The organism is Sphingobium sp. C100, assembly GCF_000508185.1.
Taxonomy (GTDB): Bacteria; Pseudomonadota; Alphaproteobacteria; order Sphingomonadales; family Sphingomonadaceae; genus Sphingobium.
The window spans coordinates 13,266-27,795 of sequence record NZ_AYOY01000144.1; the positions used below are offsets into that span (position 1 = coordinate 13,266).

General features: G+C 63.1%; 15 protein-coding genes and 1 tRNA gene. 12 read left to right on the forward strand and 4 right to left on the reverse strand.

The genetic code is table 11. The features are described from left to right. The first annotated feature begins 4 nt into the window (after positions 1 to 4). The 7 genes from cyoC (at position 5) to C100_RS36115 (ending at position 4,818) form a co-directional block, all read left to right on the forward strand. Positions 5 to 628, forward strand: coding sequence for a cytochrome o ubiquinol oxidase subunit III (cyoC, locus tag C100_RS36090; protein ID WP_024019936.1), 624 nt, complete (start codon positions 5 to 7; stop codon positions 626 to 628). After that, the gene (gene cyoD, locus C100_RS36095) at positions 625 to 1,056 is read left to right on the forward strand and encodes a cytochrome o ubiquinol oxidase subunit IV (protein WP_024019937.1); all 432 of its coding nucleotides are present in this window, start codon (positions 625 to 627) and stop codon (positions 1,054 to 1,056) included. Before cyoC ends, cyoD begins: the two co-directional genes overlap by 4 nt. Next, positions 1,053 to 1,778 carry an SURF1 family protein gene (locus C100_RS36100; protein ID WP_024019938.1) on the forward strand — a complete coding sequence of 242 codons (726 nt, stop codon included), beginning with the start codon at positions 1,053 to 1,055 and terminating at the stop codon, positions 1,776 to 1,778. Before cyoD ends, C100_RS36100 begins: the two co-directional genes overlap by 4 nt. Then, positions 1,775 to 3,100, forward strand: coding sequence for an ATP-binding protein (locus C100_RS36105; protein ID WP_024019939.1), 1,326 nt, complete (start codon positions 1,775 to 1,777; stop codon positions 3,098 to 3,100). The genes C100_RS36100 and C100_RS36105 overlap by 4 nt, the downstream gene beginning before the upstream one ends. Continuing rightward, on the forward strand, positions 3,090 to 3,623 hold the full coding sequence (locus C100_RS36110) for a response regulator transcription factor (RefSeq protein ID WP_031309473.1): 534 nt from the start codon (positions 3,090 to 3,092) through the stop codon (positions 3,621 to 3,623). The genes C100_RS36105 and C100_RS36110 overlap by 11 nt, the downstream gene beginning before the upstream one ends. A 63-nt stretch (positions 3,624 to 3,686) precedes the next feature. After that, positions 3,687 to 3,896 (forward strand): hypothetical protein, encoded by a 210-nt coding sequence (locus C100_RS49135; RefSeq protein WP_235219072.1) that lies wholly within the window; start codon positions 3,687 to 3,689, stop codon positions 3,894 to 3,896. Beyond that, the gene (locus C100_RS36115) at positions 3,853 to 4,818 is read left to right on the forward strand and encodes an extracellular catalytic domain type 1 short-chain-length polyhydroxyalkanoate depolymerase (RefSeq protein ID WP_268746848.1); all 966 of its coding nucleotides are present in this window, start codon (positions 3,853 to 3,855) and stop codon (positions 4,816 to 4,818) included. The genes C100_RS49135 and C100_RS36115 overlap by 44 nt, the downstream gene beginning before the upstream one ends. Positions 4,819 to 4,845: 27 nt before the next feature. On the opposite strand, the gene C100_RS36120 is transcribed toward C100_RS36115, so the two are convergent. Both C100_RS36120 and C100_RS36125 read right to left on the reverse strand, forming a co-directional pair. Beyond that, positions 4,846 to 4,919 (reverse strand) — tRNA-Gly (locus tag C100_RS36120). A 46-nt stretch (positions 4,920 to 4,965) separates the two neighbouring features. After that, entirely contained in the window at positions 4,966 to 5,874 is a 909-nt protein-coding gene (locus C100_RS36125; RefSeq protein ID WP_024019942.1) for a sugar kinase, read from the reverse strand. A gap of 182 nt (positions 5,875 to 6,056) precedes the next feature. Here C100_RS36125 and C100_RS36130 point away from each other — a divergent pair, with 182 nt between their 5' ends. After that, complete coding sequence (locus C100_RS36130; protein WP_052028285.1) at positions 6,057 to 8,012, forward strand: hybrid sensor histidine kinase/response regulator; 1,956 nt, start codon at positions 6,057 to 6,059, stop codon at positions 8,010 to 8,012. 188 nt (positions 8,013 to 8,200) lie between these two features. Then, positions 8,201 to 9,127: an alpha/beta fold hydrolase gene (locus C100_RS36135; RefSeq protein ID WP_024019944.1), complete on the forward strand. Its 927-nt coding sequence runs from the start codon at positions 8,201 to 8,203 to the stop codon at positions 9,125 to 9,127. Here the strand turns inward: C100_RS36135 and C100_RS36140 are convergent. Then, positions 9,117 to 10,049: an NAD(P)H-dependent flavin oxidoreductase gene (locus tag C100_RS36140; protein ID WP_024019945.1), complete on the reverse strand. Its 933-nt coding sequence runs from the start codon at positions 10,047 to 10,049 to the stop codon at positions 9,117 to 9,119. The two genes, C100_RS36135 and C100_RS36140, sit on opposite strands and share 11 nt — an antisense overlap. 135 nt (positions 10,050 to 10,184) lie before the next feature. Here C100_RS36140 and C100_RS36145 point away from each other — a divergent pair, with 135 nt between their 5' ends. Further along, complete coding sequence (locus C100_RS36145; protein ID WP_024019946.1) at positions 10,185 to 11,243, forward strand: hypothetical protein; 1,059 nt, start codon at positions 10,185 to 10,187, stop codon at positions 11,241 to 11,243. Positions 11,244 to 11,301: 58 nt separating this feature from the next. Here C100_RS36145 and C100_RS36150 read toward each other — a convergent pair whose 3' ends face one another. Then, positions 11,302 to 12,885 (reverse strand): M28 family metallopeptidase, encoded by a 1,584-nt coding sequence (locus C100_RS36150; protein ID WP_024019947.1) that lies wholly within the window; start codon positions 12,883 to 12,885, stop codon positions 11,302 to 11,304. 116 nt (positions 12,886 to 13,001) lie between these two features. On the opposite strand from C100_RS36150, the gene C100_RS36155 reads away from it, so the two are divergent. Both C100_RS36155 and C100_RS36160 read left to right on the forward strand, forming a co-directional pair. Next, positions 13,002 to 13,766, forward strand: coding sequence for a head GIN domain-containing protein (locus C100_RS36155; protein ID WP_031309462.1), 765 nt, complete (start codon positions 13,002 to 13,004; stop codon positions 13,764 to 13,766). Next, on the forward strand, positions 13,718 to 14,440 hold the full coding sequence (locus C100_RS36160; protein ID WP_024019949.1) for a GIN domain-containing protein: 723 nt from the start codon (positions 13,718 to 13,720) through the stop codon (positions 14,438 to 14,440). The genes C100_RS36155 and C100_RS36160 overlap by 49 nt, the downstream gene beginning before the upstream one ends. Positions 14,441 to 14,530 lie beyond the last annotated feature (90 nt).

Here is a 14,530-nt window from a genome sequence, read left to right on the forward strand (position 1 = left end):
CCTCATGAGCAGCGCAACTGCAACCATGGAACCTCGGGCCTATCATCTGCCCGAGGAACCCCACCTCCACGAAGGCCACAGCACCATGCTGGGCTTCTGGATGTACCTGATGAGCGATTGCCTCATCTTCGCCATCCTGTTCGCCACCTATGCCGTGCTGGGCGGCAGCTTCGCCGGCGGCCCCGGTCCCAAGGACTTGTTCGACCTGCCGCTGATCGCGCTCAACACCGCGATGCTGCTCTTTTCATCGATCACCTACGGCTTTGCCATGCTGGCGATGGAGAAGAACAAGATCAGCGCCACCCAGGGCTGGCTCTTCGTCACCCTGCTGTTCGGCGGCGCATTCCTGTTCATCGAACTCTACGAATTCTCGCACCTCATCCATGAGGGCGCGGGTCCGTGGCGCAGCGCGTTCCTGTCGGCCTTCTTCACGCTGGTCGGCACGCACGGGCTGCACGTCACTTTCGGTTCGATCTGGCTGATCACGCTGATGGTGCAGGTCGCCAAAAAGGGCCTGATCCCCGCAAACAAGCGCCGCCTGATGTGCCTTTCCATGTTCTGGCATTTCCTGGACGTCATCTGGATCGGCGTTTTCACCTTTGTCTATCTGATGGGAGTGCTCCGGTGAGCGACGCCGTCCACACGCATGATCACGGTCATCATGACGAGCATCATGATGATCATTCGCATGGCAGCTTCGGCAGCTACATGATCGGATTCGGCCTGTCGGTCATCCTGACGGCCATCCCCTTCTGGCTGGTGATGTCGGGAACGCTCGGCGACCCGCAACTGACCGGCTTCATCATCCTGGCCTTTGCCGCGGTGCAGGTGATCGTCCACATGATCTACTTCCTGCACATGAACACCCGCGTCGAGGGCGGCTGGTCGTTCATGGCGATGATGCTGACGATCGTGCTGGTCGTCATCGTCCTGTCGGGTTCGATGTGGGTCATGTATCATCTTAACGCCAACATGATGCCGCATCCCGAAATGCACATGGACATGGGTTCGACGCAGGAAATGCGCACCATGGATAATATGAGCGGGATGCCGTGACATCCGCAGGCACCGGGGAACGCCGCCGGCGTTCCCCGGGCTTTCTGATCGGCCTGACGCTGATCACCCTGCTTCTTTTTGCCGGCTTTGGCGCTCTGGGCGTCTGGCAGGTCCAGCGCCTGGCGTGGAAACGCGATCTGATCGCACGGGTCGATGCCCGCATCCATGCCGCGCCGGTGCCGGCGCCGCGCGCAGCGACACGCGACGACGAATATCGCCGCGTCACGACCAACGGCATATTCCTGCATGACCGCAGCGCCCTGGTCCTGGCGTCTACCGTCCGGGGCGCGGGCTATTGGGTGCTGACCCCGTTGCGCCATCCCGACGGCACCATCCTGATGGTCAACCGCGGTTTCGTGCCGCCCGACGCAAAGACTCATTATGATCGGCCCAACGGCCCGGTGCAGATCACGGGCCTCATCCGCCTGACCGAACCGGGCGGCGGCTTCCTGCGGGCCAATAATCCCGCCGCCGACCGCTGGTATTCGCGCGACGTCGCCGCGATTGCATCGGCACGTCGGCTGGCGCCGGCCGTCACAAGCTATTTCATCGACGCGCAGGCCGGATCATCCCCCGGCCGCCTACCCATCGGCGGGCTGACCGTCGTAAGTTTCCCCAATAATCATCTGCAATATGCGATCACCTGGTTCGCACTGGCGATCATGACCGTCGGCGCCTACATCATCGTCATGCGACAGACGGGCAAAGACAACCGGAAATGACCGATCAGGGGCCGACCCGCGCGCGCTGGTTGCCCAGCCGGTGGCCCGCCGACGCCGCCGGGCGCAAGAATATGGCGCTGCTGGTCCAGTTGCGATGGATTGCCATTGCCGGACAGGTCGCCACCATCCTGATCGTCCATTTCGGCATGGGCATTCGCCTCCCCTTGCTGCCCATGCTGGTGGTGCCATGCATCGCCGTGGCCATGAACCTGGGCAGCCTGATGGTGTTGCGTGGCCGGACCGACATCAGTCATGCCGAACTGTTTCTGGCGCTGTTGTTCGATGTCATCGCACTCACAACCCTCCTCTATCTGAGCGGCGGCGCGACCAATCCCTTCATGTCCCTCTACCTGGTGCAGGTCGCGCTGGGCGCGATGCTGCTCCATCACTGGAGCGCCTGGGGAATCGTTGCAGTCTCGGCGCTATGTGCGGCGGGGCTGGCTTTTGCCTACCGTCCGCTGAACCTGAGCGAAATGCTCGAAGGGCGGCTGTTCGACCTGCATATCGTGGGTACGTGGATCTGCTTCACCATGATCGCGGTTTTGCTGGTGCTGTTCATGACCCGCATCAACCGCAATTTGCAGGATCGCGAGTCCTACATGGCGCAGATGCGCCAGCAGGCGGCGGAAGAAGAACATATCGTGCGCATGGGGCTGCTGGCGTCGGGTGCGGCGCACGAACTGGGCACGCCCCTCGCGCAACTGGCGGTCGTATTGGGTGACTGGCGCCACATGCCCGAAATAACCCGCCATCCCGTCCTGATCGAAGAGGTGGAGGAAATGCAGGCGGCGGTCACGCGCTGCAAGGCGATCCTCAGCGGCATCCTGTTGTCCGCCGGAGAAGCGCGGGGCGAGGCCCCTCAGGCCACCGACATCCGCGCCTTCATCGACGGCATCGCGCATGACTGGCGCAGCGCCAATCCGGCTATGCCGCTGCGCTGCGACTTCGGCCCGCATGACTATCCCCGGATCGTCGCCGACCCCGTGATCCGCCAGGCCGTAACCAATCTGCTGGACAATGCCCGCGAAGCCGGCGCAACCTATATCAACCTGATGGTGAGCCGCGACAGCCAGTGGCTGAACATCGCGGTGCGCGACAATGGGCGGGGATTCAGCCCGGACATGCTGACCGACTTCGGCAAGCCCTACCGGTCGAGCAAGGACAGGCAGGGCAGCGGCCTGGGCCTGTTCCTGGTCGTCAATGTGGTTCGCAAGCTGGGCGGCCGGGTCGATGCCAGCAACGGCGCAGAAGGCGGCGCGATGATCCAGTTGCGCCTGCCCTTCGCCACTCTGGCGCTGGAGGAGATGACCGATGGTGAGTGAAAAGCAGCTTTTGATCGTCGAGGATGACGAAGGCTTTTCCAGGACGCTCAAACGCTCCTTCGAACGGCGCGGCTATGATGTGCTGGTGGCAAGCAGCCTGGAACAAGTGAATAGCCTTCTGAAAGAAAACAGGCCCGGTTTCGCCGTGGTCGATCTGAAGCTCGGCCCGCAGTCGGGACTTGCCTGCGTCCAGGCGCTCCACGCCCATGACCCGGCAATGCTGATCGTCGTGCTGACCGGTTTCGCCAGTATCGCCACAGCAGTCGAGGCGATCAAGCTGGGCGCGGCCAACTATCTGGCCAAGCCGTCGAACACCGATGACATCGAAGCGGCCTTCGCCCGGTCCGGCGGCGATCCCGACGCGCCGCTGGCGCCGCGGCCGACGTCGATCAAGACGCTGGAGTGGGAACATATCCATGAAGTGTTGAAGGATAGCGACTTCAACATTTCGGAAGCCGCCCGCCGACTGGGAATGCACCGCCGCACCTTGGCCCGTAAGCTGGCCAAGCGGCAGGTTGGATAGAAGAGCAAAAAACGGGTTCGGATTTCCTGTAGATAGACAATTTTCGGCACCCCGATCGGACATGTGGCGGTGGTCGCCCGGATCAATGTCCCGGCCCTGACGTTGAAGGCCGATATGCCAAAGGGCATGTTGGGGGCACGCTATGACGGATTTGCTGAAGACCTTCCTCAAGGCCACGCGACTGGTGAAGAAGCGACGCCCGTTATCGGCGGCGTTCGCGTTGCAGGACATGTTGAAGCCTCCACCATCGCCGGCCAAAAAAAAGCGCCCTAAAACAGCGACCCGGCCGCTGGTTGCGCGCGCGCGCCGCCCAGCCAAGGATACACCCAGCCGCCCCGCGCCCGGAAGTTTCATCACCGGCCGACATGAAACCCGGTATGGCGCGATCGGCTACAAGCTCTACACACCGGAAGGATCGTCGCGTCGGCGAATGCCGTTGGTCGTGATGTTGCATGGCTGCACGCAAACGGCAGATGATTTCGCTACCGGAACGAGAATGAACCGGCTCGCCGACGAGCTGGGCTTTCTGGTGCTCTATCCCGAGCAATCCCAAAACGCCAATTTTGCGCGCTGCTGGAACTGGCATGCCCCGGAAAACCAGAGCCGTGGTGGTGGCGAGGCGGGGATGATCGCTGCCCTCACCCGCCATGTGATGAGCCTGTGCAACGCCAATCGATCCCGCATCTATATTGCGGGCATTTCCGCAGGCGGGGCGGCGGCAACGATCGTCGGCGCGGCCTATCCCGATCTATATGTCGCAGTCGGTGTCCATTCAGCTGTGCCGCAAGGTGACATCCGCTCGCTCCGCGCGGCGCTGGCCGCCATGCAGGGGAAAGGCGGCACCATACAGACCGCCAAACTGCCCCGGCAATTGCCGACGATCGTTTTCCACGGGGACAAGGATCGGGTGGTCCACCCCTCCAATGCCAGCGGCTTCCTTCGCAATCTGGAACGCACGAGCGTCGGCCCGCTCACGCTGCGCACTCTGGCCGGACGTTCGGAAGGCGGCCGGGATTTCACCCGGCGCATCTATCAGGATCGCTTCAAGACCGTATTGCTGGAGGATTGGACCATTCACGGCAGCGGCCATAGCTGGTCCGGCGGCAGCGCGATGGCCTCCCACACCGATCCCGCCGGACCCGATGCCTCGCGCGAAATGCTACGCTTTTTCCTGGCACGGCGTCGCGCTCTCTAGCCCGAAGCGCGATATGTCGCGGGGAATTGGAGCGGGTGAAGGGAATCGAACCCTCGTCGTAAGCTTGGGAAGCTTCTGCTCTACCATTGAGCTACACCCGCCCGATCCTGCGTCCATGGCCCAGCCATCAGGCGCTGTCAACGGGACTTAATAAGGGGCTTCGGCGTCCCTGGCGGGGATGGCGCCGCGGCGGCCGATGTTCCATCCAGCCAGGCGATGGCCCGACAGCGCCGCGTCGTCCGGCGCGGCGCCGGCCAACCGCGCGTGCAAATAGCCCGCGTTAAAAGCGTCGCCCGCGCCGCTGGAATCGATCACATCGATCAGCCGCGGTGGCGCGACCAGCTGCTCGCCGACCCAACACCCCTCGCCGCCCAGCTTGACGATGATTTCCCGCCCAAGGCCAGCGCCCCAACGCAAGGCGGCGTCACGGGCATCGTCGGCTTCGCCCATCTCCACCTCATCGGCCAGGGTCGGCAGGCCAATGTCGGCAAGTGCGATCGCCCGGTCGCGCCAGTGCCGCGCGACGGCAGGGTCGGACCAGAGCCGCGCCCGATAGTTGCCGTCGAACGCGACCCTGCCCCCCTGTGCGCGCACCCGCTGGCAGAGCGCCAAGAGCGCCTCCCGCCCCTCGTCCGGCAGGATGGCAAGGGTGATGAGCGAGAAGTAGAGCAGGTCGGACTGCGCGGCCTGCGCGATCATGGACTCGCTTTCGGGCAGCGCGAACATCTGACGGGCCGCCGCCTCACTGCGCCAATAGTGAAAGGTCCGCTCGCCCACGGCGTCGGTCTCGATCGCATAGAGGCCCGGCAAGCGATCGGCCGCTGCCAGCACCAACCGGGTGTCCACGCCCTCCGCTTCCCATTGCGCGCGCAGGTCGGCGCTCATTGGATCGCAACCCAGCGCGCTCGCGAGACGCACCGTGTCGCCACTGCGCGCCAGATGCACCGCCGTATTGATGACATCGCCGCCATAGCGCAGGTTCCAGCCATCCCCGTCGCCGCGGCTGAGTTCCAGCATCGCTTCGCCAATGACCGTAATCGTTCCGCCCGGCCCCATGTTCATGCCCCGTCGCGCTCCTTCACCTGCGCTGCGTGGTGGGGAGACGCGTCGCCTGAGTCAAGACATGACCTTGTTTCAGCGCAACGCTTTCTACCCTATGGGAACGATCGCCGCGATGCCGCGTTTTGCGGAGGCAAAAGAGGCATATGCCACATTCAGACGATCCGATCGGGGAATTCATGACGACGGTCACTTCGGACTATAGCGGTAACCGTTTCGAGCTTCTGGTCCAGAGCGTGACGGATTACGCGATCTTCATGCTGAACCCCGATGGCATTGTCGAAAGCTGGAATGCCGGGGCCCGCAGGTTCAAGGGGTATGAAGCCGAAGAAATCATCGGTCAGCATTTTTCCCGCTTCTACACAGCCCAGGACAAGGCGGACGGCGTGCCTGCGCGTGCGCTGTCCGTCGCCGAGCAAGAGGGGCGATTCGAAGCCGAAGGATGGCGTGTTCGCAAGGATGGCACGAATTTTTGGGCGAATGTCGTCATTGATCCGATCCGGGATCCTCAAGGGCATCTGCTGGGCTTCGCGAAGGTCACGCGCGACCTCACGGAACGCCGCGCATCGCAGGAAGCGCTCCGCAAAAGCGAGGAGCGATTCCGCCTGCTGGTCCAGAGCGTCACGGATTATGCGATCTACATGCTCGATCCGGTCGGCACGATCACAAGTTGGAACAGCGGCGCGGAAAGGTTCAAGGGCTATAAGACTGACGAAATATTGGGCGAGAATTTCGCCCGCTTTTATTCCGAAGAGGACCGCATCGCCGGCCTCCCCTCCCGCGCATTGAACACAGCCGAGCGCGAGGGTCGATTCGAGGCCGAAGGATGGCGAATCCGCAAGGATGGCACGCGTTTTTGGGCCAACGTGGTCATCGATCCGATCCGCGATTCCCAGGGGGCGTTGCTCGGCTTCGCCAAGATCACACGCGACCTCACCGAACGGCGCGAATCGCAACAGGCGCTGGAGGATGCGCGGATCGCCATCATCCAGGCCCAGAAGATGGATGCCATCGGCAAATTGACCGGCGGCGTCGCCCATGATTTCAACAATCTGCTCGCAGTCATTGTCGGCAGTCTCGACCTTGCCCGCCAGCGACGGGCCAATGGCGGCGAGATCGACCGTTTTCTCGACAATGCGATGGCTGCGGCCGAACGGGGCGCGACCCTGACGCAACGGATGCTGGCGTTCGCGCGGCGGCAGGAACTCAAACTCCAAAGCGTGGACTGCATGGCGCTGGTGCAGGGCATGGCGGACTTGCTGCAAAGCACGATCGGTCCCACCGTCACCATCGACACGCGCTTTCCGCTGAACCTTTCCCCCGCCCATGCCGACCCGGCCCAGTTGGAACTCGCACTGCTGAATCTTACCGTCAATGCACGCGACGCCATGCCGCTAGGCGGCCGGATAATCATAGAGGCGAGCGAAGCGCAGCTCGCGGATGGGGCCGTCGCTGTTGCAGGTGCCTATATCCGGCTGTCGGTAATCGACGAGGGCGAAGGTATGGATGCCGCGACGCTGGAACGCGCGCGTGAGCCTTTTTTCACGACCAAGGGGGTGGGCAAGGGAACGGGCCTTGGCCTTTCGATGGTGCATGGCTTTGCCGAGCAATGCGGCGGCGCGCTGACTATCGACAGTATCGTGAACGCAGGCACGACCGTCTCCCTGTGGTTGCCGGTATCGCAAGGAAATCCTGTTCACCAGGAGGACGCCACCCAATATATCATCGACGATGCAGACACGCCGCTAGTCATTCTCGCCGTCGATGACGATGATCTTGTGCTGATGAACACGGCGGGGATGCTTGAGGATCTGGGCCACACCGTATTCCAGGCGGCGAACGCGGCCGACGCACTGCGGATGCTGGCGCAGTCCAGCGTCGACCTGGTGGTGACGGACCACGCCATGCCCGGCATGACCGGCGCCCAACTCGCCGACGCCATTGAGGAAGCGCATCCGGGACTGCCGGTCATCATCATCACCGGTTTTGCCGAACTGCCACCGCATGTTAGCGGCCGTCCCCGGCTCGACAAACCATTCAAGCAGATCGAGCTGGCAAAAGCGGTGACGGCCGCCCGCCGTCAGGCCACCGCCGGGCGGGTGATCCATTTTGCAACGCCCCTCGACCAGGATTAAACGATGGCACGGGCAGTGACAGTCTTTCCAGACGTCACTTCTTTTCATCGCATGGCAATATTTCCGCCTATTCCTGTATAGAAATATAAGGAAAATAAGCTTTTTATTCATTCGCGCTTGCAAGAGCGCGTAGGGTCGCCAATGGGATGCAGACCGCCCATCCTACCACCCACCGCAGGATATTGGACATGCCGGCCGCACCGACCCCGACTTCGCATTTCTTCACGTCGCTGCGGTCGCGGCTTCACTATCTGGATTGGGGCAATCCGTCCGCGCCCTTGCTGATCCTGGTCCATGGGGGTTTCGACCATGCGCGCAGTTGGGACTGGACGGCGCGCGCCCTGGCGCAGGACTATCATGTCATCGCCCCGGATCTGCGCGGTCATGGCGACAGCGCCTGGTCGCCCGACGGATCCTATATGATGGCGAATTTCGTCTATGACCTAGCGCAACTGGTCGACCTGTTCGACCGGACGCCTGTCTCCATCATTGGCCATTCACTCGGCGGATCGATCAGCCTACGCTATGCCGGACTATTTCCCGACAATGTCGGCAAGCTGATCGCCCTCGAAGGATTGGGCCTGTCGCCCGGCCGGTTGAAGCAGAAGGCGGAGGAACAGGCGCCCGACACCTGGCGCAAATGGATCGACGGCCGCCGCGCCAAGGCTCAACGCACGGCCCGACGCTATCCCACGATCGAGGCCGCTGTCGGCCGAATGCGCGAGCGCAATGAGCAACTGTCGCTCGAGCAAGCGATGCATCTCACCCAACATGGGGTCAACCGCAACGAGGATGGCAGTTACAGCTGGAAATTCGATCCCTATATGAACAGCAGCGCGCCGCAAGCGGGCACCGATGATGAACTTCCCGCTTTCTGGGCACGAATAACCTGTCCCACATTGCTATGCCTGGGCAACAATAGCTGGGCGTCCAATCCGGCCAAGGACGGGCGCATGGCGCATTTCCGCAACGCCCGCCTGGTGGAGTTTGAAGATGCCGGTCATTGGCTGCATCATGACCAGTTCGAGCGCTTCATCGCTGAACTGCGCGTCTTTCTCCAGCCCGAGCCAGCATCGAGCGCGATCGACAGCGCAGTCCGAAGCATCAGGCCGTAAAGCCCGCCACCGTGTCGCGATAATCCGCCTTCAGCCCGGCGATGAAATCAGCCGCCGGCTGCACCTCGCTGATCGCGCCGATGCCCTGCCCCGCGCCCCACACGTCCCGCCACGCTTTTTTCTCGCCACCGGTCATGGTCGCGAAATCCATGTCCTTCGCCTTGGGCAGGGCATCGGGGTCAAGACCAGCGGCTACGATGCTGGGACGCAGATAATTGCCAAGAACGCCGGTGAACACGTCAGAATAGACGATGTCGGCTGCGTTGCTGTCGACGATCATCTGCTTGTAGGCGGCGTCGGCATTGGCCTCCGCCGTGGCAATGAAGGGCGTACCCATATAGGCGAGATCGGCCCCCATCATCCGCGCGGCGGCAATCGCCCGCCCTGTCGCGATCGACCCCGACAGGGCTAGCGGCCCGTCGAACCATTGGCGGATTTCCTGGATCAGGGCGAAGGGCGACAAGGTGCCAGCATGGCCGCCCGCGCCCGCCGCAACGGCGATCAACCCGTCAGCGCCCTTCTCGATCGCCTTGCGGGCGAAACGGTCGTCAATAACGTCATGCAGGACGATGCCGCCATAGCTGTGGATCGCCTGGTTCACATCCTCCCGCGCGCCGAGCGATGTGATTACGATCGGCACACGATACTGGACGCAAAGCTTCAGATCCTCCTCCAGCCGACTATTGGTCCGGTGGACGATCAGGTTGACGGCGAAAGGCGCGTCCTTGTCGGTCAAGCCCTCGCCCAATTGCTGCAACCAGATCTCGAACATGCCGGACGGTCGTGCATTGAGGGAGGGAAAAGCGCCGACGACGCCGCTGCGGCACTGCGCGATGACCAGTTCGGGCTGCGAGATGATGAACATCGGCGAGCCGATCAGCGGTAGCGAAAGGCGGTCGCGAAGCAGCGGCGGCAGGGTCATGAATTACGTCCTCTCTTGTAGTCCTTCCCGCGCTATCATCGCTCAAGCCGCGGAAAAAGCCGAAAAACACTGTATTGATAGAATAATACAGTGGTGGTAGCATCGTCACATCCGAAGCATTCGGGAGCAGGACCAATGTATAGCGAAAGCGATTTGCAGGATGCCGTAACGGCCGGTGCATTGACGCCGCAGGCGGCGCAGGCCTTGCGCGACCATGTTGCGCAGTTGCAGGCCACTTCGGTCGTCGATGAAGAACATTTCCGGTTGTTGACCGGGTTCAACGATATCTTTGTCGCCATCGCCAGCGTCATCCTGCTGTTGGCGCTCGGATGGCTCGGCAACAGCCTGCGATTCGGCGCACCCGAACATCATCCCGCCTTCATGTCGGGCCTGCTGGTCGCGGTGGCGAGTTGGGGCCTGGCCGAATATTTCACCCTTCAGCGGCGTATGGCGCTGCCATCCATCCTGCTGCTCTGCGGTTTTGTAGGGGGCATCGCTTTCGCGGCAGGCGCATTGGGCGCGCAACTGGTTCCCGATGCCGGGGACCGGGAGGCCGCTCTTATCCTGTCCGCCGCAGCCGCCGTGGGTGCAGCGGGCGCCGGGCTGCACTGGCGGCGCTTCATGGTGCCGATCACAGTCGCGGCGGGTGCAGCCGCGGCGGCAGGCGTGGTCGCGGGCCTTGTCCTTGCGGCCTTCCCGAACAACGATATTTTGCCCTTCCTTATGCTGCTCGCGTCAGGGATTGCGATCTTCATTCTGGCGATGCGCTGGGATATGAGCGATCGCGCACGGCTCACCCGCCGGTCCGACGTGGCCTTCTGGCTCCATCTCGCGGCCGCGCCGATGATCGCCCATTCGCTCTTCCACCTGCTCGGCGTTCTTGACGGCGACGAGATCGGCGCCGGACGGGCATTGCTGGTGATCGCCCTCTATATCGCCTTCGGCCTGGTGGCGCTGGCGATCGACCGCCGCGCCCTGCTGGTGTCCAGCCTGGCCTATGTCCTCTTCGCCCTCTATGCCCTGTTCAAGCAGGCGGGCGCGGTCGAATTGTCCTGGGCGCTGACCAGCTTGGTCATCGGTTCAGCGCTGCTGCTGCTCTCCGCTCTTTGGCATCAGGCCCGCGCGCTGATCGTCCACGGCCTGCCTCCGGCGCTGACCGACCGGCTGCCCTATCTGGACCGCGCACCCGCCTGAGCGCGACAGCGGATTATCGCTGACGGTTCTGGCCGCAGACCCCGCGCCTGCGGCCATATCATTGGGCGAAACGCTTGAAGAAACTGTCTTCATTCCAGCGGGGGCGGTCGGCCGCGTTGGCGACCCGCAAGGTCACCGCCGTCACATAGGCATTCAGCTTCGCCGTCTCAGCCGGGAGGACCGGCTGGTTCAGATCGTCAAATGGCGAGTGATAGAGGTTCGCGCGCCACGCCTTTTCCGTTTCGGCCTCCGGCGTATTCGCCTTGAAGCCATATTTGAAGAAGAGCGCCGGTATGCCCTCCCGAATGAAGGCATATTGATCGGATCGGATGAAAACATTGCGGTTGGGAAAGGGATCGGGCGTGATCGGCAAATTCATCGCCGCGCTCACCGCCGCCGCATCCTGCCCCAGCGAGCTCTGGTCATAGCCGATAGGGGTAACGCTGGTCAGTGGAAAAATGGGCAGCGCCATGTCGAAATTCAGGTCGGCGACCATGGCGGTGGCAGGCACCGTGGGGCGCCGCGCGAAATAGCGCGAGCCAAGCAGGCCCTTTTCCTCCGCCGTAACGATGGCGAACAGGATAGAGCGTTTGGGCTTCACCTTGCCTGCCTTGAGCGCGCGGCCGATCTCCAGCAGGCTGGCGACGCCGGAGGCATTGTCGAACGCACCATTATAGATGCCGTCGCCTTTTACTGGTGTGCCTATGCCATAGCCATCGAGATGCGCCGACAGAACAATATATTCGTTGCGCAATATGGGATCGCTGCCGGGCATGACGGCAATGAGATTGGGCGAGGACAGGTTTTGCCGGGTCGCCGCGACCGTCGCCTTCAGGCGCTGCACCAGTGGAAAGCCAGTCAACGGCGCCGATGCGTCAGCCGCCGCCGCGATCGCCGCGAAATCATGGCCAGATCCGGCGAACAGCAAAGCCGATTTGGCGGGATCAAGCTGTGCGCCAAGGAACGGCGTGTCGGTTTCGCGCAGGCTGGCGTCGGCATAATAAAGCGCCGGCGCTCCGGCCAGATTGATGCGGCGGTTCCACGGAATCTCCACCTGCCCCGGAGTCACCAGGCTGATGAGGCCGACCGCACCCTGCGACGCCAGATATTTTGCCCGTTCCGACCGGGCGTGCGACTTGAGCGCCCCCGAAATGTCGGCAGGACCGCCGGATAACACGACGACGAGCTTGCCCTTGAGATCGAGTCCCGCGAAATCGTCATATCCTGCCTCCGGCAAGTGCAGGCCATAGCCGGCGAAGACCATCGGCGCGTCGATCTGCTCCGGCACCGGCCCGCCACCACCGGAGATGATCAGGTCGCCCGGCACAGCAAGCCGCTGCTCCCCCTGCGGCCCGACCAGAAAAGCACTGCTCTGGTCCGACTGGATCACCTGCTCGACAAAGGCCACGGGCTGCTTGTAGCCGTCCACGCCCATGGGCTTGAGGCCCAGGGCCTTGAACTGGCCGATCACATAATCCGCCGCGCGGTCGTAGCCGGGCGTGCCGGTGCCACGCCCTTCCATGCCGTCATTCGCGATCGCCTGCACATGGCTCCACCATTGCGCGCCGTCATCTTCCTGCGCTTGTGCAGGGACGGCCAGGGCCAGCGCAAGGAGCGGGATAGCGAGGGGCAGGCGCATCATGGGGAGACTCCGCTTTTTCAATCATCGATCATGTCTGAAATGGTGCGACGAACAAGGGGCTTGGAACCGCCATTCCGTTGTGTATTATGATAACAATACACGTTGAGGAGATTGCGATGTCCCGCCCCCATCCTTTGTTCGCCCTGATCCTGCCCGCTGTGATCCTCTCTGCCAGCGCCTGTTCACGCACAAATGACTCGCGAACGCCCGAGTCGTCTGCAGCCGATGACGGCGCGCGGGCAGCGCAGGACTGGTCCAGCCTCAAAGACTTTGCGGAAATCGAAGCGACTGGTCCCGACCATGTCGCCGTCACCATCGCGTCCGACTTCGCGGTCAGGGCGGAAGGCGACCCCAAGGCGGTGGCGGATCTCGACATCCGGGTGAAAGACGGCAAGCTGGTGATCGGCCGCAGGTCCAAGGGCAGCTGGAACTGGGGCCGCGACAATGGCGGCAAAAGTGCGACCGTATATGTGACTATGCCGGCGATCAAGGGGGCCGACCTGACCGGCGCGGGCGATTTCGATCTCGACAAGGCGGAGGGCGACAGCCTGAGCCTTTCGCTCACCGGCGCGGGCGATTTCCGCATCGGGACAGTTAATCTGGGATCGTTGACCGCCGACATCACCGGCGCCGGATCGATGAGGATTGCCGGCACCGCCGACACCGCGAAACTGTCCATCACCGGCGCCGGTGATATTGACGGCGACGCACTGAAGGTCGGCAGCGCCGACGTATCGATCCTGGGCGCAGGCGACATCGACTTTGCCTCCGACGGCAAGGTCGCTATCAGCATCATGGGACCAGGCGATGTAACGGTGAAAGGCACGGCGCAATGCACGACCATCGGCATGGGACCGGGCAAGGCGCGCTGCGCGCCCTGATCGCGGCGAGCGTGGCCGTGGCGTCGCCCGCGGTCGCTGCTACACGTGGCTATACCATCACCAGCTTCGACGCGATCCGTGTCGATGCTCCGGTCATCGTCATCCTGACCACTGGCGAAGGCGCATCGGCGCGCGCGCAAGGCGACCAGGGCGCGCTCGACAGGCTTCAGGTCAACGTGTCCGGGCGATCTCTGAGCATCACGATGGATCGGCTTCGTCCCGGTGAAAAAAGCGTCGGCGCACCAACGCTACGCCTGTCCACCGGCATGGTCGATCGGGTGATGCTGACCGGCGGGGGATCGGTCTTGGTCAACCGGTTGAAGGGCCTGCGCGGCCAGATCGTGCTGGGCGGCAATGGCGATGTCGAGATAGCCGATGTGCAACTCGACCGGATCGACCTCATGCTCGCGGGCGGCGGGCGGGCGACACTGGCTGGGCGAAGCGGCGTGGCGAATATCCACGTCAACGGCCCGGGCGCAGTAGCGGCCGAAGGGCTGCGCGCACGGCAGGCTGACATCAGCAATGACGGGCCGGGCAGCGTCGCACTGACGGCGGAGGTCACCGCGAAGATCGTCGCAAGCGGGTCAGGCGACGTGACGGTTGACGGAAAGCCCGCCTGCACCGTCGATAATCGGGGCACCGGGCGCATCCTGTGCGGCGGGGTGCCTTACTGAGCCTGCGCTGAGCAGCCTATTATCTTAAGTCATCATGCCGGCCGAGGCCGGCATGATGGATGTCCAATAGATTGGCGAAGTCGCGAATCC